Source organism: Pseudoalteromonas sp. SCSIO 43210 (genome assembly GCF_054133285.1).
This window is the reverse complement of sequence record NZ_CP087225.1, coordinates 3538724-3563770: the sequence shown is the minus strand read 5'-3', so window position 1 is coordinate 3563770 and position 25047 is coordinate 3538724. Positions and strand designations below refer to the sequence as shown.

Annotated in this window: 21 protein-coding genes; 16 read left to right on the top strand and 5 right to left on the bottom strand. The window is 38.4% G+C overall.

Going from position 1 to position 25047, the window contains the following annotated elements; genetic code table 11:
• Positions 1-29 precede the first annotated feature (29 nt).
• Entirely contained in the window at positions 30-740 is a 711-nt protein-coding gene (gene cysZ / locus LOS73_RS15365; protein WP_457933938.1) for a sulfate transporter CysZ, read from the bottom strand.
• Positions 741-1299: 559 nt separating this feature from the next.
• Here cysZ and LOS73_RS15360 point away from each other — a divergent pair.
• The 6 genes from LOS73_RS15360 (at position 1300) to speB (ending at position 7650) form a co-directional block, all read left to right on the top strand.
• Positions 1300-1935: a sulfotransferase gene (locus LOS73_RS15360; RefSeq protein ID WP_168157899.1), complete on the top strand. Its 636-nt coding sequence runs from the start codon at positions 1300-1302 to the stop codon at positions 1933-1935.
• A gap of 259 nt (positions 1936-2194) precedes the next feature.
• A complete protein-coding gene (locus LOS73_RS15355) occupies positions 2195-2656 on the top strand; it encodes a GNAT family N-acetyltransferase (protein WP_007378104.1) in 462 nt (153 codons plus the stop codon).
• A gap of 326 nt (positions 2657-2982) precedes the next feature.
• Positions 2983-3852: an MYG1 family protein gene (locus LOS73_RS15350; protein WP_008138255.1), complete on the top strand. Its 870-nt coding sequence runs from the start codon at positions 2983-2985 to the stop codon at positions 3850-3852.
• 77 nt (positions 3853-3929) lie between these two features.
• A complete protein-coding gene (locus LOS73_RS15345) occupies positions 3930-4262 on the top strand; it encodes a YnfA family protein (protein ID WP_007378102.1) in 333 nt (110 codons plus the stop codon).
• 547 nt (positions 4263-4809) lie between these two features.
• Positions 4810-6723, top strand: a complete 1914-nt coding sequence (speA, locus tag LOS73_RS15340) for a biosynthetic arginine decarboxylase (protein WP_033029053.1) — start codon at positions 4810-4812, stop codon at positions 6721-6723.
• Positions 6724-6726: 3 nt separating this feature from the next.
• On the top strand, positions 6727-7650 hold the full coding sequence (gene speB, locus LOS73_RS15335) for an agmatinase (RefSeq protein ID WP_024597470.1): 924 nt from the start codon (positions 6727-6729) through the stop codon (positions 7648-7650).
• A 54-nt stretch (positions 7651-7704) separates the two neighbouring features.
• Here speB and LOS73_RS15330 read toward each other — a convergent pair whose 3' ends face one another.
• From LOS73_RS15330 to LOS73_RS15320, 3 genes are all read right to left on the bottom strand, one after another.
• Positions 7705-8070, bottom strand: a complete 366-nt coding sequence (locus LOS73_RS15330; RefSeq protein WP_033029049.1) for a DoxX-like family protein — start codon at positions 8068-8070, stop codon at positions 7705-7707.
• Positions 8071-8251: 181 nt separating this feature from the next.
• A complete protein-coding gene (locus LOS73_RS15325; protein WP_033029046.1) occupies positions 8252-9274 on the bottom strand; it encodes a M48 family metallopeptidase in 1023 nt (340 codons plus the stop codon).
• A 9-nt stretch (positions 9275-9283) separates the two neighbouring features.
• Positions 9284-10393, bottom strand: coding sequence for a YjgN family protein (locus LOS73_RS15320; protein WP_008138245.1), 1110 nt, complete (start codon positions 10391-10393; stop codon positions 9284-9286).
• 392 nt (positions 10394-10785) lie between these two features.
• Here LOS73_RS15320 and LOS73_RS15315 point away from each other — a divergent pair, with 392 nt between their 5' ends.
• The 10 genes from LOS73_RS15315 (at position 10786) to msrB (ending at position 22841) form a co-directional block, all read left to right on the top strand.
• On the top strand, positions 10786-10989 hold the full coding sequence (locus LOS73_RS15315; protein ID WP_024597474.1) for a DUF1656 domain-containing protein: 204 nt from the start codon (positions 10786-10788) through the stop codon (positions 10987-10989).
• Between the two features lie 168 nt (positions 10990-11157).
• Positions 11158-12018 carry an efflux RND transporter periplasmic adaptor subunit gene (locus tag LOS73_RS15310; protein ID WP_457933937.1) on the top strand — a complete coding sequence of 287 codons (861 nt, stop codon included), beginning with the start codon at positions 11158-11160 and terminating at the stop codon, positions 12016-12018.
• 10 nt (positions 12019-12028) lie between these two features.
• On the top strand, positions 12029-14065 hold the full coding sequence (locus LOS73_RS15305; protein ID WP_007378094.1) for an FUSC family protein: 2037 nt from the start codon (positions 12029-12031) through the stop codon (positions 14063-14065).
• 76 nt (positions 14066-14141) lie between these two features.
• Positions 14142-14873, top strand: coding sequence for an RNA methyltransferase (locus tag LOS73_RS15300; protein ID WP_008138237.1), 732 nt, complete (start codon positions 14142-14144; stop codon positions 14871-14873).
• A gap of 67 nt (positions 14874-14940) precedes the next feature.
• The gene (locus LOS73_RS15295; RefSeq protein WP_457933936.1) at positions 14941-18342 is read left to right on the top strand and encodes a chromosome segregation SMC family protein; all 3402 of its coding nucleotides are present in this window, start codon (positions 14941-14943) and stop codon (positions 18340-18342) included.
• A gap of 73 nt (positions 18343-18415) precedes the next feature.
• Complete coding sequence (zipA, locus tag LOS73_RS15290) at positions 18416-19183, top strand: cell division protein ZipA (protein WP_008138233.1); 768 nt, start codon at positions 18416-18418, stop codon at positions 19181-19183.
• 80 nt (positions 19184-19263) lie between these two features.
• Complete coding sequence (gene ligA, locus LOS73_RS15285; protein WP_457933935.1) at positions 19264-21282, top strand: NAD-dependent DNA ligase LigA; 2019 nt, start codon at positions 19264-19266, stop codon at positions 21280-21282.
• 10 nt (positions 21283-21292) lie between these two features.
• Entirely contained in the window at positions 21293-21811 is a 519-nt protein-coding gene (locus LOS73_RS15280; RefSeq protein WP_008138231.1) for a DUF2919 domain-containing protein, read from the top strand.
• Positions 21812-21813: 2 nt separating this feature from the next.
• A complete protein-coding gene (locus LOS73_RS15275) occupies positions 21814-22254 on the top strand; it encodes a hypothetical protein (RefSeq protein ID WP_007378088.1) in 441 nt (146 codons plus the stop codon).
• A 146-nt stretch (positions 22255-22400) separates the two neighbouring features.
• Positions 22401-22841, top strand: a complete 441-nt coding sequence (gene msrB, locus LOS73_RS15270) for a peptide-methionine (R)-S-oxide reductase MsrB (protein ID WP_007378087.1) — start codon at positions 22401-22403, stop codon at positions 22839-22841.
• Here the strand turns inward: msrB and LOS73_RS15265 are convergent.
• Positions 22838-24475 (bottom strand): response regulator, encoded by a 1638-nt coding sequence (locus LOS73_RS15265; RefSeq protein WP_457933934.1) that lies wholly within the window; start codon positions 24473-24475, stop codon positions 22838-22840. The genes msrB and LOS73_RS15265 overlap by 4 nt on opposite strands.
• Positions 24476-25047: the final 572 nt, after the last annotated feature.

Sequence of the window (25047 nt, the reverse complement as noted above, 5' to 3'; positions counted from 1 at the left end):
ATGGGTCTGATGACCCATTTTTTATATATTTAACTTCGATATTTGGGCCTGTAATTATCAACCCATAAACGCGTAGCCCCACACACAGCGACAGGCATTACTATTAAGTTTATAAATGGTATTGCTGTTAATAGCATAACGGCCAAGCCAAACCCATACGATAGACCTTGTTTACTTTTTAAATCGTCTTTCATCTGTTTAAACCCAATTTTATGGTTATCGAACGCATAGTCTTCGTATTGCACTGCGAACATCCAACAGGTAAATAGGACCCATAATATTTGACCTATGACGGGGAGTATCCAAAGCAGTATAAAAAAACCTATAGCGCGAGGAAGGTAATAGCATAACTTTGTCCACTCGCGGGCTAGCATACGAGGTATGTCTTTTACTAATTCAGCAAAGCCATCATCGTTAATCTTTTGGCCTGTTAAATAAAGTTCTACTTTTTCGCTTAACAAAGCGTTGAAGGGGGCTGCGATAAAATTAGTGATCACTGTAAAGAGCATACTGTAGCTAAATAAAACCATTAATATAGCAATTGGCCACATTAGCCATTCAAGCCAACTTAACCATTGTGGCAACATATCATTGATGTAGCTAAAACTGTCACTTAGCCAACCGAATAAGAAAAATAGCGAGCTACCAAAAAGTAAAATATTAATTAATAATGGAATAAAAACAAAACGTTTTAACCCCTTTTGAGTAATTAATTTAAAACCTGAAAAAAAATATTCCATACCTTGTACTATCTGCACAGTAACCTCAATAAATGTTTACCACTGTAGCTAGTATAAATAGCTGAATTTTTTTGAACAGCGTTTTTAGGTAACAAAGTGTTTAAATACTAGGCTTGTTTATCTTTCGAGGTTAAGTTTTCAGCAGTGTGCTTGGTATTTAGGCAAAGCAGAGCCTATGTAGTTTGGTTATTCTCCATAAATAGGCGATAACGTAGAATAAATGCCAAGCATGCGCTGCCCGCGGAAGCTTGGTTCGGTTTTTACTTATTCTTACATGGATGTAAGCCAGTAGAGTAAGCCAGTAGAGTAATACAGGAGCAGTTACCGAGCCCACTAGGTTACAAACCTCACGCCGCGATTAAATAGCCCATAGATTGAATGAATTTTAATTCTGAAAGGCCAACAGGCACTAATAATGCTATAAAGTGGCTTAACTTAATGGTGATTTATCTATGGCAGGGAATTAAGTTACTTTTTTATAGAGAGCTTAGGCTGATTCTGTTCAGCTCCCTAACGCATGCAGTTTTAGTGACATTATTTTAAAAGCGAGTAATTATAGATGGCTAAGATCTTTGTGATTGGGTTGCCCAGAACTGGCACTACTAGCATAAGTGTTGCGCTACTAGAAATGGGCTTTTCGGTGGCGCATACCGCTTTTACAAAGCAAGCATTTGAAATGTCTGATGCAATATCTGACGCACCTTGCTTTAGTGACTACATGCATTTAGACGAGTTATTCCCAAATGCTAAATTTATATACTTAAGTCGAGAGCTAAACAAATGGGTGCCTTCAATTACTATGTTGCTCGAAAAAATGGCGCCTCATTTAGATTTAAATACAGGTAAGTTTAATCCTATTTTAAAGCGTAGTTTTCATCGTACGTTCTCTGATGTATTACCCTTATCATCGACAGCGCTAGCTGGTTGTTATTTAAAGCATGAACAAGCTGTTTTTTCGTATTTCAAAAATAGTGACAATTTTTTAGCAATAGATATTAGTGAACCTGATAGTTTGTTAAAACTAAAACAGTTTTTAGGCGTGGAGATACAAGGAAATACCTGTTTCCCTAAATTAAATATAGGACGTCAAGTCGCCAACTGGAAAGAATATAAACACCCAAATAAAATTAACTCTAATTTAGCTGGAAAAGAACATAGAAAATACTTTGACTATTCGCTGACCCCATTAAAGTGAATACGAAATATGACTTTTCTGTTATTAAAATTTTTTGCATCGACCAAATTAAATAAAATGATTGAGCTGGTAGCATATGCTATTTTTAGAGGCCTACACTGAATTTAGCAAGTAATTGCATTTAATAATGAGGGCATTCTTTATTCGCGTAAATTACTGGGTTTATTTAAACGTTTAAATAAGTAGAACGAGGTTGTTCATTTTTTACAATTCGGTATAGTTTGCCAACACATATTTTTAATATAAATTGAGATGTTCTATGCAGTTAGTTGATTTAAAACCGAATGACCAGGATGTGATTAATGTTTTTTCTGATATCGACCGACTAATAAACTCTCTATATCCAGTTGCCACTGCACAGTCTCTTACGTTAAATGAACTAAATGAGCCAAGTGTGTATGCGATTGGTTTAAAGAATGATGATGGTATTATTGCGTGTGGCGCTATTGTAAAGCAGTTTGATAAAACGCCCTATGGTGAAATTAGACGGCTTTATGTAAGCCCTAGTTATCGTGGTAAAGGGTTATCTAGGCGTATTATGCAGATACTTTTACATCACGCAGGTGAGGAGAAAATCCCACTGATCAGGCTAGAAACAGGGCCAAAGCAAATTCAATCGATTAAGCTATATGAAAATCTTGGTTTCAAACGATGTGCTAGTTTTGGGCCTTACCTCGAGAATCCACAAAGTGTATTTATGGAGTTAGGCCTAAGCCAGTAACAAAGCGCATAAAGGTTAACAGCTTCACTCTAAGTGACCACACTAAATTATTTAAGTAGCGATTAATTATAGTTTTTTATAGTGTATAAATTAAACTATAATGAATTGCTACTTTCAAATATACCCAAAGTTCATTAGTACTATTATATATTGTCTGTTAAAGATCATTTCAAAAATGCCCTCTTAAAATTAACAAAAGCAGAATACTGTTTTTGTTGGCTATAATCGTATAAAATCCGTCATTTACTATGCTCCTTAAAATACTTCAAACCATAACGTTTAAATAGCGAGACTTTCTTATCCTTTCTAAAAATGACACTAAACCAATGACAGACATAACAGTAGTAACCCATAACGGTAATTTTCATGCGGATGACGTTTTTAGTATTGCAGTACTTAAACACGTGTTGCCAGCGTTTAAACTGGTACGTACTCGCGATAAAGCGCTTATAGAAAATGCCGATTTTGTAATTGATGTAGGTGGCGAATACGACCCTGAAACGAACCGCTTTGATCATCACCAGCGTGGTGGTGCAGGCGAGCGAGAAAATGGCATTCCTTTTTCGTCGTTTGGTTTAATATGGAAAAAATACGGCTTAGCGTTGTGTGATGATAACCAAGCCGTTGCTGATAGAGTGGATTCAGGCTTAGTTTCAACTATTGACGCCATCGATTGTGGTCATGTTGAAGGGGTATCAAAAGGGATAAGCTTGAGCCAAACAATCTCAATGTTTAACCCTACGTGGGAAGAAGAAAGTAACTTTGATACTTGTTTTGACGAAGCCGTTGAATTTGCAGCTCGCATGCTTATTCGTTTTATCGCTTCGGCTCACGGAAGTGTAAATGCAAAAGAGATTGTCGCCAAAGCAATTGAAAATGCTGAAGATGCCAGAGTAATCGTACTTGAAAAATACACACCGTGGAAAAAAACGGTGCATATTTTATCAAGCGATGCGCTATACATGGTTTACCCATCGCATTCTGGACAATGGATATTACAAACTGTACCCGTTGAGCCAGGTTCGTTTGAAGATAGAAAATCGCTGCCTAAAGCATGGTCTGGTTTATCTGACCAAGCGTTTGTAGATGAAACAGGTATTGACGACGCTGTGTTCTGTCACAATGGTTTATTTATAGCGGGCACTAAGTCGTTTGAAAGCACAATGAAACTTGCCACTATGGCGCTTAGCGAATAACAACTCAGATTCATAACGAATACTAAGCATAACAATTTATATAGATTGTTATGCTTGTTATCTTAGCGCGGAGCATTATGTTTGAATTAAAAACAATCGCACTTTTTACTATTACAGCCTTAGCAGAAATAGTGGGTTGCTATTTGCCCTACCTTTGGCTTAAGCAAGATAAAAGCATTTTACTTTTAATTCCAGCGGCTTTAAGTTTGGCACTATTTGCATGGTTGCTCTCTTTACATCCTACTGCTGCCGGGCGTGTGTATGCAGCTTATGGCGGCGTATATATTTGCGTTGCGCTATTATGGTTATGGGTTGTTGATGGCGTAAAGCTTACTATGTGGGATATTATCGGTGGTTTAGTTGCACTGCTGGGTATGGCAATAATTATGTTCGCCCCAAAAAGTGCATAGCTAGCTTATACTCAATTAATCGAATTCGCCTGCACACTACTGCAATTTCCTACTTTCAATGCCACAGGCAATACCTAACGCTACATATGCGCCAAGTAATGATTTAAGCTGGTGGATGTTATCCATCGCGTTTTAGACGTGTAGTTTTTATTCATGTTGCAGAATACATAGGTATTACTTGGTCACAACACGTTGGCTAAATAGCAGTAATTTGAGGCGTTGAGAACACCTTACTCTAATCCATCAAAAGTAAATTCAATAAGCAAAGTAACTCAAGATTAATTTTAGTGAATGAGCTAACTCATTTTGCTAATAAAATTTATAATGAGTCATTTAAAAACAGCCATTTTTTACAACTTTTCTTATCTTTAATAATCATCAAAGTCCTATTTTATATACGCTAGCGAGCAATACGTGATTGGTTGTTTTATCAACATTAAAAATCACTCGTTACGAGTAAAAATACTTGTTGGACTTAAATCTCTATTTTTCTTTTAATGCGCGGCACTAGCCGAGTCGGCATTAATTAAATAAGAGAGAAAGATAAATGAAAGAAACAACATCACTAGAACAAGCTCGTACGAGCTACAATGTTCGTCATTGGAGCCAAGGTTTTTTTGGTATTAATGATCAAGGTGATGTGTATGTTGCACCCAAGGCTCATGCACCAGAGCAAACCATTGCATTAACAGATATCGCAAAGCAACTACAAGATAAAGGTTTAAGCTTACCTGCTTTAGTTCGTTTTCCGCAAATTTTACACCATCGTGTACACAGCTTATGCGGCGCATTTAATACTGCGATTGAAAACTATGGTTACCCTAAAGACTACCTATTAGTTTACCCAATAAAAGTAAACCAACAACGTGAAGTGGTTGAAGAAATAGTAGCAAGCCAAGCACAAGTAGAAAAAAAGCAACTTGGTTTAGAGGCAGGCAGCAAGCCTGAACTACTCACAGTATTAGCATTAGCTGAAAAAACCAGCGCTGTTATTGTATGTAATGGCTACAAAGATAAAGAATACGTACGTTTAGCACTTATTGGCGAAAAGCTAGGTCATAAAGTGTATATCGTACTTGAAAAGCTTTCTGAGCTAGACATGGTACTTAGCCAAGCAAAAGAGCTTAACGTAAAACCACGCATTGGTATTCGTGTACGTTTAGCGTCGCAAGGTAAAGGTAAATGGCAAGCGAGTGGCGGCGAAAAATCAAAATTTGGTTTATCTGCATCGCAAGTTTTGCATGTAGTTAATCGTTTAAAAGACGCAAACCAGCTTGATTTGCTTCAGCTAGTACATTTTCACTTAGGGTCACAAATGGCGAACATTCGTGACGTACGTTTAGGTGTAAGCGAAGCGGCGCGTTTTTACTGTGAGCTACGTAAATTAGGCGCAGAAATTGATTGCCTTGATGTAGGCGGTGGTTTAGCTGTTGATTACGACGGCACGCGTAGCCAATCGCATAACTCTATGAATTACAGCTTAGCTGAATATGCAAATAACATCGTGTACACCATTGGTGATACATGTAAGCAATATGAGCAACCAATGCCGACTATTATTTCTGAGTCGGGTCGTGCGCTTACGGCGCATCATGCTGTGCTTATTTCTAATGTTATTGGTACTGAAAGCTATACGCCAGAAGAGTTAGTAGCGCCAGCGGCAGATGCACCCCTGTTATTAAAAAACATGTGGGCATCGTTTGTACAGTTAACTGATTTAACGGATGACCGTGCATTAATTGAAATTTATCACGACAGCCAAGGTGATTTAGCTGAAGCGCATAATCAATTTGCACTCGGTTTATTAGACTTATCGCAGCGTGCGTGGGCTGAGCAAATTAATATTCGTATTTGTTATGAACTTAACAAGCACATGGATAATAAAAACCGTTTTCATCGTCCTATTATTGACGAGTTAAACGTTCGTTTAGCCGATAAGTTTTTTGTAAACTTTTCGTTATTTCAATCGCTTCCAGATGCATGGGGCATTGATCAAGTGTTTCCGGTATTGCCATTAAGTGGCTTAACGCAAGCACCAAAAAAGCGTGCTGTATTACTTGATATAACCTGTGATTCAGATGGCGCACTTGAACATTACGTAGATGGACAAGGTATTGAAAGCACATTACCTGTACCAGAGTTTAGTGCTGATAAACCTTATTTAATGGGCTTTTTCTTGGTGGGTGCTTATCAAGAAATTTTAGGTGACATGCATAACTTGTTTGGCGATACGCACAGCGCAATTGTCAATATGGATGAGCAAGGCGTTGCAAGTATTACCGAGATAAACCAAGGTGACACTGTTGCCGATATGATGCGCTATGTACATTTAGATGTAGAAAGTTTTCAGCAATCATACGAGCAGTTAGTAAGCACTAAAATTGAAAAACACGAACAGCAAAGCGTTTTAGACGAGTTGCAAAGCGGCCTTGATGGCTACACTTATTTAGAAGAGTTATAAGCAATGTCGACTTTGTTTGGTCACGCAGATCACTCATTGTACTCAAATGGGATGACGTTTTTACGTCGTCCTATGGTGCAAAATATTAATGCAATTGATGCAGACGTAGTCGTTTTAGGCTTACCGTTTGATTTAGCGACATCGGGTCGCCCTGGTGCGCGCTTAGGCCCTGATGCAATTCGTCGTGCATCGGTTCATTTAGCATGGGAAGACACTAAATACCCGTGGACGTTCCCGTTGTTTGAGCGCCTAAAAGTGGCAGACGCAGGGGACTTTACTTACCCTGTCGGGGATCCTGAGTATTTTACTGCGCAACTTGAAATGGCTGCTGATCAAATACTCCGTCAAGGTAAAACGCTATTAGGTTTAGGGGGCGATCACTTTGTAACGCTTCCGCTATTACGTGCTCACGCAAAAATACATGGCAAAATGGCGTTAGTACATTTTGATGCGCACACCGATACCTATAGCAATGGCTCGCGTTTTGATCACGGCACTATGTTTTATCATGCGCCAATGGAAGGGCTGATTGATGTTGAGCACAGTATACAAATAGGTATTCGTACCGACTTTGATCAAAGTAAACATGAGTTTGCTGTGATTGATGCAATGCAAGCCAACGATTTACATGCAAATGATATTGCAGCGCAAATACTTGAACGAGTAGGTGACCTACCTGTTTACTTAACGTTTGATATTGATTGTTTAGACCCTGCGTTTGCGCCTGGTACAGGCACTCCTGTGTGCGGTGGTTTAACGTCAGATAAAGTACTTAAAGTACTGCGTGCGCTAAAAGGCATAAACATGGTAGGTATGGATGTGGTAGAAGTATCACCTTCGTACGACCAAAGTGAGCTTACCGCTATTGCCGCAGCAACCATTGCGAGCGAATTACTGCATTTGTGGACGCATAAAAACAAGTACTAATTATATAACTTAAGTACTACAAAAAAGGGTATGCGCAGGCATACCCTTTTTTATTTAGAGGTATCGATTATTCAGCAGCTTAATTTCCTTTAACCAAATAACGCTTAGCCCAATAAGAGGCAGGTTAGTAGTAACAGGGTTAAATGCTTCAATAAGTAATTGTGGCTGCATTGCAACTACAGCGAGTAAAAGGCCAATTAATGCTAAAATATTTAAAATTACTAGGTGTTTATTTTTATAAAACACAAATAAACACAATCCAAATATAATCTCGCCAACACCCGCCGAACGTGTAATTAAGTCAGACACCTGTTCAGAATAGCCGGCACTGCCAGTCATTAATTTTTCAAGCGGTGCTACGTGATAAAGCTTTGGGAAAAAGCCGTGAATGATACTAACCCAAATAACTATTTGAACAATTTAACGTTCTAAATCAATTACTAACGTCGTTAAAAAACTTTTATTTAGAACCACTAAACACAAAGTTTTTTGCCTAGTTACTAAATGATTTATTTAACGTTAAAATAGCCCCCATAGTTAATTGAATTAGTATATCCAACTTAAACTCACTATGTAGCGAGCAAGTTGAATATAACCGCGATTATTTCCTAGCATTGTCAATACGCTCTTGTGCACTTGGGTGGCTAGACAAGTACTCTAAAAAGTCATTTACTTTTTCGAGGTGCTCGTTTTTGCTGGTATGGCTTTCTTGTAGGGCCTCTATTGCATCAGCAAAGTCATTACTCGAATACCCAAGCGACTCTAATTGAATGAGTGCAAAGGTATCTGCCTCGCGTTCCATATCTCGTGAAAACCCTTGCTGAGCAAACGATGCACCCGTACCTAATGCAACCTCTGCAACCCCTTCTAAATCACCAAATACAACCGCTAGCACAATCGTACTTGCGGCAGATTGTGCTGTAATACGTACGCTATGCTGGTGGACTACATGGCCCATCTCGTGTAGCAATACCGCTTTTAGTGCATTGGGTTTATCGGCAAGTAAATTTGCTAAATCATCTGTGACCACGATACGGCCATGGGGTAGTGCAAACGCGTTAGCACCAAAGCTGTCTGATTTATAAAACGATAATCTATAAACCGATTGATCAAGCGATAACGCATTAAGCATACTTGTAAAATGTGCTTGTACTTTAGCTTGCTGCTCTGCGGGGAGCTCACTTGGGTCAAGCGCAATCTTTTTAATAAGTGTAAAGCTTTGCTCCCCCATTTGTTCCACAACATTACGTGGCAGGGTATCAACACTGTAAACAGCAATGGCCGGTACCGCTTTATAAAGTACTAACCACATAAAAAGTGGTGTAAATATGACTGCGGCTAAAATTGCCCATTTACTTTTTTCAAGGCGCTCCATTATGTGATGGTTATTTTCTTTAAATGGCCATCTGTAACTTACATCTTGAGGAATAAAACGACTACCATCTTCAAAGTTTAGTTCGTCGGCAAGTCCTGCCATCCCCGAACTTAATTTTAGACTTGAGATTGCGTGGCGAGCTATAACGTGTTCATCGTTAATAACTTCAATGTGCGTGTCGCTAATAGTTGCAACACACACTTGATAGTTACTCGATGCGATGGGGAAAAAATGTCCCTTTACATGCATAGTGAGCTCTTAAGTTAGAGAAAGGTCAATATCAAATACGTTTGCAGCTTCCTCAGCAAATGATGATTGCTGTTCTTGCGCGGTATCGATTAGGTTTAATGCACCAGGATAAATAGTGACGTTAGTTACATCAGCGAGCATTTTTGATGTACGTACTTTTGTCCATGGGTATGCAAGCCCTAAAGAAAATACAATAGCCAACATATTAGTTAATAGTAAAACAGCGAAAGGAATTGGTTTTAGCTCTGATTTAAATGTGGCAACGCCTTCAAAATGGCTGTTATCAAAAATGTGATTACGAATAGCGGCGTGCCATACAGCAGAAACAATGGCAATCATTAGTACATAGGCAATCATCATAAAGATAGGAAGCATAACCATAGCAGCGGAGTTTTCTAAATTTTGTTGATTTTCAACATCTATTAAGTTGAGGCCAAATAACCCTAAAATTCCCATAAAGAGCACCATGGTGATAGAGCTCACTACAAAACAAATAAGCGCTGTTAGGTAATAGGTTTCGCCTTTTAGGTTTACAGTAAGTGGTTTGTCACCGTAACTAATATTGCTATGGATATAGCTATCAATACGTTTTATAACATAAGGCATTAATAAATAAAGTGTAAATATGCTGGCGATAGGCAAAAGTATAAAGTTAATAAAGGCTTCGCCGTAATTGCCTTTAAAAGTAAAACGAACATTACGATGGCGCGTCATACGCAGATTAAAACGTAAACCTTGATTAATAATCCATGGCATTAAAAAGATAAAACCAAGAGCAATAAACAGCCCTAAAATAGGCAAAAAGCTAATAGAGAATGTGTAAATAAAAAATACAACAACCGCTAAAATCCGACCTTTTAAAATTTGTATTGGTGTTGCTAGGTAGTCAAAGCTATGACCATCTATACGAGTGTGGCCGTAAAAATAGCGATGCGTACGTACTTTAGCCCACGCTGAATATATGCCAAGCGTAATAACGCTAAGTAATATATTTACAATCCAAATTCCAAAAAACTCACCGCCTTTACCACTAAATTGCACTTTTCCGCTAAAAATTGGTTCAGCAGGCTCATTTATTGGTGGGCTTGTTTCAGAGAGGGTAGGGTGTATTGATTCCATTAAAATTATGTCCATATTTTTTTTGTTAATTTACCTATTTTTAGTGCAAAATTCAATGTTTATAATTATCTCACCCTTCTGTAAACAGCTATAAATAGGCGTTTTAAGTATTGAGTTAAATACTCTAATACTTTTTTATAAATAAACCTCGCTGGTTTTATTTATTTGGCTGGTAACTGGGAACTTTAGCTTTTTAATATGCGATTTAGCTACTATACATAGTTAATGCTGCTTAAATGTAATGGCATTAATTATGTATTAAGCACACCTACGTACAATTAAGCTAATTGATTTATATGCCAAAATAATAGATTGTAAGAGTAGTGAGGATGTAAATTTATTTAGGTTTTACAGCTTTTATCACCGCTTTAAATAACATTAGGATATTTATTATGTTTCAAGCAGTCGTGTTAGGGGGATTAGAGTTTAGCCCGCTGATTGTTTACTTCCCAATTGCGTTTATTTTAACAGCGCTGACTCGTTTTGCTTTGCATCGACTAGATTGGCATGACCGTATTTGGAAAGTGGCTTGGTTTGAAGTGTCACTATTTGTTTGTTACTTGGCACTGGCCGTCTATTTATACCAATTTGCTTAATTAAGTGAGCTATTTTGAGGTAAGAAAACCGTGTCGATAACAAGGCAAAAATTTCGTTATTTAGTTGTTCTATATCAGAAATTTTTAACACAGTTAGCGTCTGGTTTAAGCCCTCAAATTGCTCAAGTATTATTGCGGATTGGTATTACTAAGTGGAAGATAAATTGAATGATTAAATATCTGCGTATTACTTTTACTATCTTGGTTGTTATAGCTGCGGTTTTTGCTGGGCGTTGGGTATGGACTGACTACATGCATACTCCTTGGACGCGTGATGGGCGTATTCGAGCCGATATTGTCACGGTTGCTCCAGACGTGTCGGGCTGGGTAACTGTTTTAAATATTAAAGATGGTCAAAACGTACAAAAAGGCGAAGTACTTTTTAATGTTGATAAAAAGCGTTATCAAGCAGCGCTTGATAAAAGTAAAGCAAACACAGAAAACGCATTGTATACATGGGAACTTGCCAAGCACAAATACGAAAGACGTGTTGAGCTAAACACTCAACAGGCAATTAGTGAAGAAACGCTAGAATCAACTCGTATTAATACTAAAATTGCTGAAGCAAATTATAACTTAGCCAAGACAGAGCAAACAATTGCGCAGTTAAATGTTGATAGAACTAAAATTGTTGCGCCTGCATCAGGGCAAATAATTAATTTGAATTTACGCCAAGGTAACTATGTAGCTCAAGGCACACCTGTTTTTGCTATTGTTCAGTCAGATTCATTTTATGTAACGGGTTACTTTGAAGAGAGTAAAATACCGCTTATTTATCCTGATCAAAAAGCTAAAATAGCCCTTTTAAGTGGTGGTAAGCAATTAACAGGGCATGTAGTGAGTGTAGGTAAAGCAATTGCAAATACGAATACACAAAGTAACGGACAACTTTTACCGCAAGTGCAACAAACATTTAATTGGGTACGTTTATCACAGCGTATACCTGTTGATATTAAGTTAGATTCATTGCCCGAAAATACACAGCTTAGCGCAGGAATGACCGCCACTATACATCTCGCTACGCGCTAAGGGGAATACAGTGGGCGTTGTATTACAAAATTTGTTTTTTCCTAAAAAACAGGCAATTATTTTTGCGACTAAGGGCGTTATAGCCATGGTGATGGCGCTGACTATTGCTATGTCGCTTAATCTTGAAAGGCCTTATTGGGCGTTAGTCTCGGCTATATTTTTGCAATTACGCCCGCAAAGCGGATTGGTTATTGAAAAAGCAATTTGTCAAATAATAGGCACCATAGTGGGCGGTTTATTTGGCATATTGCTTTTAACTCAGTTAATTCTCTACCCTTATTTAGCGCTCGGTGCACTGGCATTATGGTTGGGAGTAAACTCTGCGTTATCGGCAATGGTACGCCAAGCAAACTTTGTGTATGCGTTTGCTATGGCCGGTGTAACAGCCGCCATTATTGTGCTTTTAGTCATGGTTACTCCGGCAATGGTAAGCAGTCAAAGTATATTTGATATTGCACAAGCGCGAGTAAGCGAAATAATAATAGGGTCTGTATGTGCTGGGCTTGTGAGTCATCTATTTTGGCCTGTAAAGGTTAAACATTTACTGCAAACACAAGCGCGGTCGGTTATAAATCAAACGTTACATTATTTAGTTATTGAGCTTGATTCTAAGGGCTCGCACGAAAATCGCCATCAGCAAATAGATGGCATTATGGCAACATTGGGATCAATAAACGAAGATTCCAGCGCAGTAAGGTACGAAGGACCAAAAGGTCCAGGGCGCTCGCGTGCTGCAAATCAGTTGTCGCAAAAAGTACTTTCTTTATTGGCCTTAATTCAAATAATTGGCCGTCTACAGCGAAACCACGAAGATCTTATTACACCTACTTTAGATAAATTAATAAGTAAACTTAAGCAGGTATTTGCGCAAATTAAAGAGTCTGACGATTTTGATTACTGCGCCGAACAAGTTAAAACGCTGCGTAAAGAGCTAACCGACTATAGAGCAAATACGGTGTGTGATTCGCCATTTGAATCTCACATGCTCAATGTGAGCTTAGAAGTAGCAGCCGACTTAACAATTTTACTACGCGCATACAGAGCGTTAGAAGAGCGTGATAAAACATTATTAAATGCACCCAGTATGCTTACATATCGCGACCCATTAGCTGGCATAATTGTTGGATTTAGAACTGCTTTGGTGTTTTCTATCGGCGCATTTATTTGGATTAATACAGGCTCTTCTGCTGCATTATTAATTATGATTTTACCGGTCATATTTTCGATAATGTTGGCGAGAATACCGTTAGCTATTTTACAGGTGGTAATAAAGCGTTTATTGGTAGGCGTGGTGGTTGCTGCTATTGTAACTATTTTTTACGCACTCAATTTATTATCACAAAGTGGTGGGCAATTAGAAATATTACTACTTGTATTAGCAGGGCCTTATTTTCTGGGTTTACTGCTGCTAGCTGATCAACAAACATTGCCATATGGCTTGGGGTTTTGTATCCCATTTACGATTTTGGTAAGACCCAGTACCGATATGAGCCTTGCGTTTTCAATCGATTACACACTTAGCTCTGCAATGGCAATTTTTGCGGGGGTGAGTATTTTATTTTGGATTTTTCAGTTATTTACAGGTCCGAGTGTACAATTACTTGTTCATCGTGTTTTTAAGGCTACTTATAAAGATTTACTCGAAATAAATAACCATCCAACCCCAAGTATTTGGTATAACCGCCGCATGGCCGATAGGTTAATACGCTTAACTAATTACGATCAAGGTTCACACTCACGCGTTATTACAGATCTTGCACTAACCGCTCTAAACTTAGGGCATGCGTCGGTTCGATTAAACTCAATTTGTGAAAATTTGGCTGGTAATACAAAGCTAAAGTATTTAAATGAGTGGCAGCGTACATTAGCCGATGCATTTATGTTGGCAACCAAGGGCAAGTTTAATAATAAGTTTAAGCAAGCGTCAGATAATCTTTATGAGGAATTGGCTCAGACGGTTGACGATTCAAATCAATTAGAGGCAATAAAAGGCATGTTTATTCGAATTAATCTGACCTTCGAAAGAAGTGCGAGTAAGATAAATTAGCCCCATTCGCTGCTTTTCGAGTTCAGATGTTATAACGAAATCTGTTATACTTGCTGGATAATTTTATGGGGCTGTTATGATTTCAAAAAACCAACTCAAACTTATTCGCCAACTTGGCCAAAAAAAGTACCGAAAGCAATATAATCAATACCTTGTACAGGGTGAGAAAAACGTACTTGAGTTATTAAACAGCCCATTAAATGTGGTTAATATTTTTGCTACAAACGAATTTATAAATGCGTACCAAGGTAAGTATCCGCACGCTAATTTTATTGAAGCGGATGAAGAAGCCCTCACCAAAGCCAGCACGCTAGTTAGCAATAATGCAGCCATTGCTATTGTTGATATGCCAACGGCGGCTTTACCACACGCAAATGGCTTAATACTCGCGCTTGATGGCGTATCAGACCCTGGTAATTTAGGCACAATAATAAGAGTGGCAGACTGGTACGGTATTAAACATATAGTAACTAGCACCGACAGCGCAGACGCTTACAACCCTAAAACAATTAGCGCCACGATGGGCTCATTTGTAAGGGTATCGGTAAGCCAAGTAGATTTACCTGATTACCTACAGTCTTTAAATTTACCTGTTTACGGTGCTTTTTTAGATGGGCAAAGCGTGCATAAAACCCAATTTACGGGCTCAGGCGTTTTACTAATGGGCAGTGAGTCGCATGGAATACGCGAGACATGTGCAAAGTTAGTAACTAATAAAATCACCATTCCCGCTTTTGGCGGTGCAGAGTCGCTTAATGTGGCAATGGCGACCGGTATTATTTTAGATAATTTTAAACGACAAGCTTAACAATTTAACTGTTAATGAGTTAAATTGTTTGTAATCAATAACAATAATAATCGGTAATAACAATAAGATGCGCTTAAGCACTATTAAATTAGCGGGCTTTAAATCGTTTGTAGAGCCCACTAAAATTCCATTTCCTGATCAAATGACGTGTGTTGTTGGCCCCAATGGCTGTGGCAAATCTAACGTTATTGATGCAGTACGATGGGTGCTAGGTGAAAGCTCTGCTAAAAATCTGCGTGGCGACGCCATGACCGACGTTATTTTTAATGGCTCAACTAATCGTAAAGCCATATCACAAGCCTCTGTAGAGCTTGTTTTTGATAACGATAAAGGAAGTCCTTCAAACACATTTGCCGATCGAAACCAAATTGCTATTAAGCGTTTAGTAACGCGCGACGGACAGTCACTGTATTTTTTAAATGGCAGTAAATGCCGTAAGCGCGATATTACCGATATATTTTTAGGCACCGGTCTTGGTCCGCGTAGTTACGCAATTATTGAGCAAGGGATGATCTCGCGTTTAATAGAGAGCAAACCACAAGAGCTGCGCGTATTTTTAGAAGAAGCCGCTGGCGTTTCTAAATACAAAGAGCGTCGCCGCGAAACACAAACTCGTATAAAAAGCACTCGCGAAAATCTTGAACGCTTGTTAGATGTGCGTAAAGAACTACAAAGCCAGCTCGATAAATTGGCTGTGCAGTCGGTTGATGCAAAAAAATACCGCGAATTAAAAGCACAAGAACGCACGCTAAAAGGCCAAATTGCGGTTTTAAAATGGCAAAAGTTACATCAGCAGCAACTTGAAAAAAGTGCCCAAATTAAAAAACTGAACGATCAAATTTCGTTTTTTAAAACCGCTAACTCAGGGCATGACGATGTACTTGCAAGCCTAGAAGGGCAAGTACAAGCCCAGCAAGATAAACTAAGCGATGCCCAGCATCAACAACATGTAATACACACCGAGCTTACTCGCGCTGAGCAACAACAAATAAACGTAAAACAACAAACTCAAACGCTTAAGCAAAATTTAATTAAATTACAGCAACGCCAAACACATAGCCTTGAAGTTAAAGCGCAGCAGCAAATTGCGTGCGAGCAACTAAATGAAACCCTGCAAGAGGCAAGTGAAAATGCCTTAATATGTGAAGAGCAAGTAAGTGGGTTAACGCATGAACTTGAGGAATTATTAGCACTTAAGCAGCGCCACCATACTCATTGGCAAGCTTTGTGTGAGCAACAGCAACAACTTAATAATAATGTGCAACTACATGGTAGTCACATTAAACAAACTCAGCAGCAAATTGATCATGTTAACGAGCAAATTGATCAGTTAACTGTTCAGCTTAGCGAGCTACAAAGTAGTGATGTAGAGCAGCAATTAACGCAGCAAACACAGCAAATACAAACATTAACTCAAGAACTTGCCGCTAAACAAACAGCACATACGCACTGTAGCGCTAAGCTTGAAGTGCAAAATGAGCTTGTTAATAACTCACAAAAGCAATATTCGACGCTTACTCAAACAATAAACGAGTTAAAAGCCAGTATAACTGGGCTTAAAAGTACATTAGGGCTTGATGAGAAAAGTGTACGTACTAATGGTTTGTTTAATCAGCTAAGTGTTAAAGAGGGCTTTGAGCTTCTAATAGAGCAAGCACTTAAATCTTTAGAGCATTTAAATGTAAGTGAGCAGCAAGCTGATAACAGTGTGTGGCCAAATAGTAATAAACGCATGCCAACAAATAGCTTAGCTACATATATAACAAGCGGTGTTTATCCAGAGCATTTAGCACGTATTGCTTATAGTGAAAGCGGTGATTTAGAAATACTAAAAGATAGTTTTTATACAGCCGTTATGGATAAAAACGGTGCTCTATATGGTCGTAATTGGCATGTAAGTGCCGAATGTAATGCAGAAAACTCATTACTGTTAAAGCATAAGCAATTGCAAGATAAAGCTCAGCAGTTAACTAATACTGAGGGCGAGTTACAACAAGTAACACACACTCGTGACGAACATACAGCTGAGCAAATAAAGTTAGTTAACGAGCAAAGCGAGCTAAAAGAAGCGATACATGAGCTTGCGCAAAATATAGCGGTAGCCGGTACGCGAAGCGATATGCTCAAACAGCAAGTAGCGTACTTTAAGTTACAACTAGAAAAGCTACAACAACAAAAACAGCAATTAACAAATCAGCTTTTACAATTAAATACCGTGCTTGATGAGCAAACTGCGCAATTTGAAGTGTTAAATGATCAGCAACTTAACTTAGCGGATGAAGTAGACGCTGCAAATAGTTTGCGCTCACTAAGTGATAAAAGTTATAGCGAAGCATTAAGCATGCTTGAGCAATATAAAACACAAGCACATAAGGCAACGCTATCAGAGCAAAAGGCACGCAGTGAATGGCAGTTAAGCCAAACCAAATTGAGCCATGCAGAGCAAGAGCACGTTAGTGCATCAGAAGGTGCGCAAGAACTACTTAGTGAAATAGAAGAGCTGCTGATACCAGAGCAAGAACTTAGCGATAAAATTACGCAGCTCTTAGCACAGCATCAAAAAGGTGAGCAGGCATTAGTATTGCTACAAAAAGAATTAGCTCAGGCGAAAGAGAGCTTAAACACTAAGCAAATAAGCCTTAAAAATTCACAAGGTGAGCTGGTGGGCTTGCAACAGCAGCACCAAAAGCTAACAATTGAAGAGCAAAGCTTACTGATAAAAGCACAAGCTGCGCTTGAACCATTAGAAGAATTAAAACAAAGCTTAAAAGCGATACTTGATGAATTACCAGATTCATTAAATTTGAGCGCAGCGCAAAATCAGTTAACCGGATTTACTAATCAGTTAGATAAATTAGGTGCAGTAAACTTAGCGGCAATAGAAGAGTTTGATTTAGCCAAAGCTCGTAGTGATTATCTTGATAATCAATTAGATGATTTAACAAAAGCGTTAAGTACCCTTGAAGGTGCTATTCGTAAAATTGATATTGAGACCAAAACACGCTTTAAAGCGACGTTCGATCAAGTTAACGAAGACTTTGCTGAGCTATTTCCTAAAGTTTTTGGTGGTGGCAGTGCGTATTTAGAATTAACCAGTGACGATTTACTCGAAAGTGGTGTTAGTATAATGGCACGACCACCGGGTAAGAAAAATTCAACAATTCACTTGTTAAGTGGTGGAGAAAAAGCGCTGACCGCATTATCATTAGTGTTTTCTATATTCAGGCTCAATCCAGCCCCATTTTGTATGCTGGACGAAGTAGATGCACCATTAGATGATGCTAATGTTGTTCGCTTTTGCCGTTTGGTTGAAGAAATGTCACAATCAGTACAGTTTATTTATATTAGTCATAATAAAATTGCGATGGAAATGGCGGGTAGATTAACAGGTGTAACTATGGCAGAACCTGGCGTATCGCGTATGGTTGCTGTAGATATAGAACAAGCAGTGCAACTTGCACATGTATAAATTTTTATAACAAGTATATTAGTTTCAATTAATATACAGGCTTTAGGCATATCAAATAAGAAAAGGTGAGGGGATGGCCGAACAATTAAGATGGGTTTTAATCATTATCAGTGTAGTTGTCATTGGTGGTTTATTAATACATGGATTGTGGTCTGTTAGAAAAAAAGACCGCCCAGAAGTGTTAAATAACGAACGGGTTGAACCATTGCAAGAAAGTGCACCAGCTTCATCTAAATCATTTCCTACAGAGGCAGAGCTAAAAGAGCCTGTGGTAGAAGAACGTGATGAACCACAATTCGGTGAGCTTAACTTTGATGAGAATGAGCCACAAATTGATACAAGCGTACCAGCAGTGCCCATTGAAGATGACCTAGAAGTAGTTGATGATCTAGAAGCAAAAGAGCAAAATGATGAAAAATCATCTGCGCAAATGCCTGACTTTGTTATTGTGCATATTCAAATGCCAGAGGGGCTTAGCATGCAGGGCAGTAAATTATTACCAGCCGTTAACACGTTAGGATTTAAATATTCTGAGGAAGGCTTTTTTAATCGCCACTTAGATCCGGCAGGCCAAGGCCCTGTATTATTTAGATTAGTAAATATGTACAACCCAGGTACGTTTGATATTGATAATATGGAACAGTTTAGTACCGCAGGGGTTAGCTTATTTATGACATTGCCGTGCGACGGTGACGGCCTAGCTGCATTTAACATGTTGCACAGTGCAGCTAAAAAGTTAGCTGACGAGTTTGGTGCGCAAATTTTAGATGCAGAGCGAAATGAAATGACCGTAGAACGCGTCAGGCAGTATGTTGAGCAGGTCCGTTCTTTTTCAGCGTAAATAGCGCACATATTATATTTTTATAAGCCACTGGATGATTATTCATCAAAGTGGCTTTTTTTATGTTTATTGAGGTTTAAATGTCTAGCAGCATTAGTGAGCAAGTTAATCATCTTCGTACTACATTAGAGCAACACAATTATAACTATTATGTGCTTGATACCCCCAGTATTCCTGACTCTGAATACGATAGGTTATTACGCGAACTAAGCGCACTAGAAACCGAGCACCCTGAATTTTTAACCGCCGACTCCCCAACACAAAAAGTAGGCGGTGCAGCACTGAGTAAATTTGAGCAAGTAGCGCACCAAGTACCCATGCTTTCACTTGATAACGCCTTTAGTGAAGAAGAGTTCACTGCGTTTAATCGCCGTATAAAAGAGCGTTTAATGAGTACCGATGAGCTTACTTTTTGTTGTGAGCCAAAACTTGATGGTTTAGCTGTATCAATTATTTATCGTGATGGTGTACTTGTACAAGCGGCTACGCGAGGTGATGGTTTTACCGGTGAAAACATTACTCAGAATGTAAAAACAATTCGTAATGTACCACTTAAGTTACGTGGCGATTACCCAAAAGAGCTTGAAGTGCGCGGCGAAGTATTTATGAACAGCGCCGGCTTTGACAAACTAAATTCGGAAGCGCAAAAACGTGGAGACAAAGTATTCGTTAATCCGCGTAACGCAGCGGCAGGTAGCTTACGCCAACTCGACTCTAAAATTACCGCTAAACGCCCATTGATGTTTTATGCTTACAGTACTGGACTTGTTGCTGATGGCAGCATTCCAGAGGATCACTATCAGCAACTAGAAAAGCTGACTGACTGGGGGTTGCCACTGTGCCCAGAAACAAAATTAGTTGAAGGTCCTAAAGCCGCGCTTGAGTACTACAGCGATATTTTAACGCGCCGTAGCGAGCTTAAATATGAAATTGATGGCGTAGTAATCAAAATAAACCAAAAGGCCTTACAAGAGCGTTTAGGCTTTGTAGCACGTGCTCCTCGTTGGGCTATTGCTTATAAGTTTCCGGCGCAAGAAGAAATAACTCAATTACTTGATGTTGATTTTCAAGTAGGGCGCACAGGGGCAATTACGCCAGTTGCGCGTTTAGAGCCTGTTTTTGTCGGTGGTGTAACCGTATCAAATGCAACACTTCATAATAGCGATGAAATTGCACGTTTAGGTGTAAAAGTAGGCGACACGGTTATTATTCGTCGCGCAGGAGATGTAATCCCGCAAATAACACAAGTTGTACTTGAACGCCGTCCTGATGATGCTAGAGATATTGAATTTCCAGTGACTTGTCCGATTTGTGATTCGCATATTGAAAAAGTGGAAGGTGAAGCTGTAGCCCGTTGTACTGGCGGGCTTGTGTGTCCTGCACAACGCAAACAAGCGATAAAACACTTTGCTTCACGAAAAGCGCTAGACATAGATGGCCTTGGCGATAAGATTGTTGATCAACTTGTAGATAGAGAGCTTATAAAAACGCCCGCTGATTTATTCGTTTTAAAACAAGGGCATTTTGAATCACTTGAACGTATGGGACCTAAGTCAGCTAAAAACTTAGTAACAGCACTTGATGAAGCTAAAGGCACTACGCTCGCTAAGTTTTTATACTCACTAGGTATTCGTGAAGCGGGGGAAGCGACAGCACAAAATTTAGCTATTCACTTTTTAACCCTTGAAAATGTAATTAATGCCAGCATTGATAGTTTAACGCAGGTAAGTGATGTCGGTGAAATAGTTGCAGCGCATGTTCGCGGTTTTTTTGCTGAAGAGCATAATTTAGCGGTAGTAAACGCATTAATAGAGCAAGGCGTAAATTGGCCAGCGTTAAGTGCGCCTTCTGAGGAAGAGCAACCACTCGCAGGACTTACATATGTACTTACCGGCACGCTTAATACACTTAACCGTAATGATGCTAAAGCTCGCTTGCAGCAATTAGGTGCTAAAGTCTCGGGTAGCGTATCGGCTAAAACAGATGCGTTAGTCGCAGGTGAAAAAGCAGGTTCAAAACTAACTAAAGCGCAAGATTTAGGTATCGACATACTCACGGAAGATGAATTAATTGAGCTGCTTAAAAAGCATAATGGCTAGGAAAACGACAATGAGCCGATATGGGCCAGAATACTGGGATAAGTACGGAAGTTACCGTACACCTATAGCATTTCATTTAAGTTTGCTGGTGCTTTTACGTGGCTATTTTATTTGGGTTATTGCGGCTTTAAGCCGCAGGCCAGAACTGGATTTAATGTCGTTATTTTTTAAAAATAAAAATGATTTTTTTATCGCAATAGCAATTGGAAGTATTGCAATAATACCGACTATTTTATTTTGTTTACGTCGGCCGCGAGACTCCCACAGTGCGAGCGACAGGTTAGCAAAAGTATGGCGACATATGCGCTGGCCTCTTATTTTATGTGCTGTTGTTGATTTAACATGGTTAAGTATTCAAGCCGCGCATAGCCATTATCGATTTTCATCATTTTTAGCAGTACAAATGATGATTGTTTTATGGGTATTGTGGTATTTGGTGAAAAGCCGTTATTTAACCGTTTTTTTTAATGATTGGCCTGAGCCGACAGAAAAAGCATCAGAAGAAAAAAAGCGACTTAAAAGGGATTAGTTGTGGACGCTGTAAATAAAAAAATAGCGATAGCTATATCGTTAATAGGGTTAGTGCTTATTATTTTAATGATTAGCACTGAGCTTTTAGAATTTATGTGGTTTAAAGCGTTATTTGGTTTATGGGTATTTGTTTTTTGCTCAAGCGTTTATAGGCTAACGCCTCTATTTAAATCAAGAAACCGGTTAGAGGATTTTATTCAGCGAGACGCCCAACACTTATTACTTTTTAGTTTAATGGGTTTTTTTGATAAAAAGCACGGTCCAGATTGGTTAGTAATTGAGAGTATTGAACGCATAACGACGAAGGATGACGAGCTAATAATTTACAGTAATAACGAGCGCCAAATGAGTGTTAGCTTACCTGCAAAAAAAGCAGAACTAGATAGTTTTATTAAACGAATATTTACCGACTCAGAAAAACAAAATATTACCTTTAGCTAGGAAAATCACCTTAAAACTGAACAAGTTTTAGTTTTAAACGGTCAACACTCTTTAGCTGATCTTTAGTGTATTCAATAACGTAATAACTAACCGTACTTTTTATAATTTTATTAAGTACGGTTAATTAACTATTCAATGAGGTTATCATGTTGAAGTGGAATGATGTTATTAACTTTGCCACCAACGGCAATCCTACTCCAAGTAAAAAAGTAGTCAAAACGGACGAGCAGTGGCGGATGCAACTATCAGAAGATGAGTATTACATAACACGTAAAAAGGGAACCGAACGTCCAAGTAGTTCTGGTAGTTGCACATTATTGGAACCTGGTAAGTATGTGTGTATTTGCTGCGATAATTTATTGTTTGATGCAGATGAAAAGTTCGATAGTGGCACTGGTTGGCCGTCATTTACACAACCGGCGACAATTGAAGCAATTGGCTACGTAAGTGATACAAGTCATGGTATGGAGCGCATAGAGGTGGTTTGCAACGTGTGTGATTCACATTTAGGCCATATTTTCCCTGATGGTCCATTACCGACCGGTCTACGCTATTGCGTTAATGCGGCATCAATGAAAAAGCTTTAACTTCCAATATCTAAATTCATTTCTTTTGCTATGTGCAAAATTTTATCTAACCGCTGCGTCTGATCTGCTGGTAATTGAGTTTTAGTAAGTAAGGCGTAGCATTTTTTAGCAAGTTCAAGGTTAAATGAGCCATTGTGTTGCTTAGTGGAATCAAATAAACACTGCAATAAATTAAGCGCAATACTCTGATTACGAGGCATAACCCTAAATGCTTGCGTAAAAGCTTCAAGTGCAGTGTTTAACTGTCCTCTATTAAATTGAGTAACAGCATGGTTGTTGAGCTCCTTTGGCCCCATTTTAATATCGCGTCGCTCACTTTGCTGTTGCTGGATATAACGTAAGTAAGTTGTGTCGCTAACACTTGGATGGCGTTCACAGTGTCCAATAATTTGAGTGAAGAGAGTTTGCGCTTTTTGATGAAAGCCCAGCTCATGGAACGCTTTCGCTTTATCAAGTGCACCATCGACAGAGCGAATATGTGTATCATCATCTTCGAGTTGCTCAATGAGTTTTTTCGCTTTTTTATGCTCATCTTTTAAATAATGAAGCCGTGCGTTAAGCACATCAATTTGAGCTTGATTGGCATTGTTAGGAAACTGCTTTTTTAAATCGCTTATATATTGATTAGTTTGTCTAGATATTCTCTGTATTTGATCTGTTTGATCTGTTGTTAATGCAAAGTCGATACCGGCACGTGCAGCATTTAAATACACATCGGGGTGGTCATGTATTGAGTGCTTTGCAAAACTTGCAATGTCTTTTTGAGTTAAGTAGCTTTTTTCGTAGTCGTGATTAATTAATGACACATTACTTAGTGATTTTTGGCGTGAAATATTTCGCGGTGCAATGTAGGCTGCTTGGCTTAAAAAACTTTGCGCTAGTTCAAACTGATTAAGTTTTATTTCTAAACGGCCGAGTAAATCAAGCGCAACTAATCGAGTTTCTTGTCGTTCAAGCATCGTTTTTAGCATACGCTGAGCTAAAATATGTTCATTATTTGCTGTAAGTGCTTCTACTAAACCTACTTTTGCCCAAGCAAATTTTTGTATATCGAGAACAGATTTAAAAAAGTCTTTTGCATTTTCGCTGCGATTTAAACGAAGAAGAGCATCACCTTTTAAACGCAGTAAGATAGGGCTATAACTATTGTTTTTTTTATTTAGAACGGTGTCGATGTATTTAATTGCTTTTGAATCGTTACCATCATCAATTAGAGTATAAACCGTTTGCAAATCGTGTTTGCGTCTTAAAATACGCTCAATACGTACTTGTAGTTCCTGAACGGTAAAAGGTTTCACTAAAAAATCATCAGGTTGTAACTCAAGAACACTATGAACTAGCGAGCCATTTGTTTCAGCAGATATAAAAATGAAGCCTGTAGAGCTTTTTATGAGGTGCTTAACACGTAACTCTTCGTAAAGTTGGTAGCCGTCTTGTTGTTTGCTTAAATTAAATGAACAAACGATCAAATCAAATTCTTCACTTAAACACTGCTCTTTTGCTGAGTTTGCATGATCAGCGAAGTGCAATTGCTGAAAGCCAAGCCTTTCTAACGATTGTTTCATATAGCTTTGAGCAAGTGGTTGCTCCTCGACTATAAGTATTTTTGCTTTTGAATAAATCTTAGTTGGCATTGGCTTAACAGTTATTATGTTTAGTACTGACTATAATCAACACTTTAGCTGCTTACAAGAAAATTCAAATGATAGCAGTATTTATTAGGTATTTAACTTTTCCTAATACGTTTTTGCTAACTATAAAAGCAAGGATCTAAATAACATAATTAAATGATGAGTGTTTTGATATGAAAATTTATATTTTTAAAGAAACTATCGAATGGGATTTATGTGTGATGGTTGATTACTTGGCTTGATACCTGTGACCCTCGCCATGATTTGTAAAGAGTGGCGATGCTCTTTTTCTTACGGCTAAGTTAATTACATACGACGTATACCAACCTACATAAATCTTTGATCAATTTAACGAATTAAATTGCACTATAACGTCGTTAAAAATTTTTTATTTAGAACAACTAGATATAAAAATTTTTGCCTAGTTCTAGCGTAATTTTCTTAACGTTAAATAGACCCCATATATAAGCAGATTGGTATTATATATTGAGTTTTTATGAAGTTATTAAATGTATTTAATATGGGAAGAAAGAGTTATTACTAGAGAAGTTATTATTAAAGGAGTTATCTAATAG

What these genes read in the sequence shown, in the direction of transcription:
- cysZ (WP_457933938.1), bottom strand. Translation starts at nt 740, where the DNA reads ATGGAATATTTTTTTTCAGGTTTTAAATTAATTACTCAAAAGGGGTTA.
- LOS73_RS15360 (WP_168157899.1), top strand. Translation starts at nt 1,300, where the DNA reads ATGGCTAAGATCTTTGTGATTGGGTTGCCCAGAACTGGCACTACTAGC.
- LOS73_RS15355 (WP_007378104.1), top strand. Translation starts at nt 2,195, where the DNA reads ATGCAGTTAGTTGATTTAAAACCGAATGACCAGGATGTGATTAATGTT.
- LOS73_RS15350 (WP_008138255.1), top strand. Translation starts at nt 2,983, where the DNA reads ATGACAGACATAACAGTAGTAACCCATAACGGTAATTTTCATGCGGAT.
- LOS73_RS15345 (WP_007378102.1), top strand. Translation starts at nt 3,930, where the DNA reads ATGTTTGAATTAAAAACAATCGCACTTTTTACTATTACAGCCTTAGCA.
- speA (WP_033029053.1), top strand. Translation starts at nt 4,810, where the DNA reads ATGAAAGAAACAACATCACTAGAACAAGCTCGTACGAGCTACAATGTT.
- speB (WP_024597470.1), top strand. Translation starts at nt 6,727, where the DNA reads ATGTCGACTTTGTTTGGTCACGCAGATCACTCATTGTACTCAAATGGG.
- LOS73_RS15325 (WP_033029046.1), bottom strand. Translation starts at nt 9,274, where the DNA reads ATGCATGTAAAGGGACATTTTTTCCCCATCGCATCGAGTAACTATCAA.
- LOS73_RS15320 (WP_008138245.1), bottom strand. Translation starts at nt 10,393, where the DNA reads ATGGAATCAATACACCCTACCCTCTCTGAAACAAGCCCACCAATAAAT.
- LOS73_RS15315 (WP_024597474.1), top strand. Translation starts at nt 10,786, where the DNA reads ATGTTTCAAGCAGTCGTGTTAGGGGGATTAGAGTTTAGCCCGCTGATT.
- LOS73_RS15310 (WP_457933937.1), top strand. Translation starts at nt 11,158, where the DNA reads ATGATTAAATATCTGCGTATTACTTTTACTATCTTGGTTGTTATAGCT.
- LOS73_RS15300 (WP_008138237.1), top strand. Translation starts at nt 14,142, where the DNA reads ATGATTTCAAAAAACCAACTCAAACTTATTCGCCAACTTGGCCAAAAA.
- LOS73_RS15295 (WP_457933936.1), top strand. Translation starts at nt 14,941, where the DNA reads ATGCGCTTAAGCACTATTAAATTAGCGGGCTTTAAATCGTTTGTAGAG.
- zipA (WP_008138233.1), top strand. Translation starts at nt 18,416, where the DNA reads ATGGCCGAACAATTAAGATGGGTTTTAATCATTATCAGTGTAGTTGTC.
- ligA (WP_457933935.1), top strand. Translation starts at nt 19,264, where the DNA reads ATGTCTAGCAGCATTAGTGAGCAAGTTAATCATCTTCGTACTACATTA.
- LOS73_RS15280 (WP_008138231.1), top strand. Translation starts at nt 21,293, where the DNA reads ATGAGCCGATATGGGCCAGAATACTGGGATAAGTACGGAAGTTACCGT.
- msrB (WP_007378087.1), top strand. Translation starts at nt 22,401, where the DNA reads ATGTTGAAGTGGAATGATGTTATTAACTTTGCCACCAACGGCAATCCT.
- LOS73_RS15265 (WP_457933934.1), bottom strand. Translation starts at nt 24,475, where the DNA reads ATGCCAACTAAGATTTATTCAAAAGCAAAAATACTTATAGTCGAGGAG.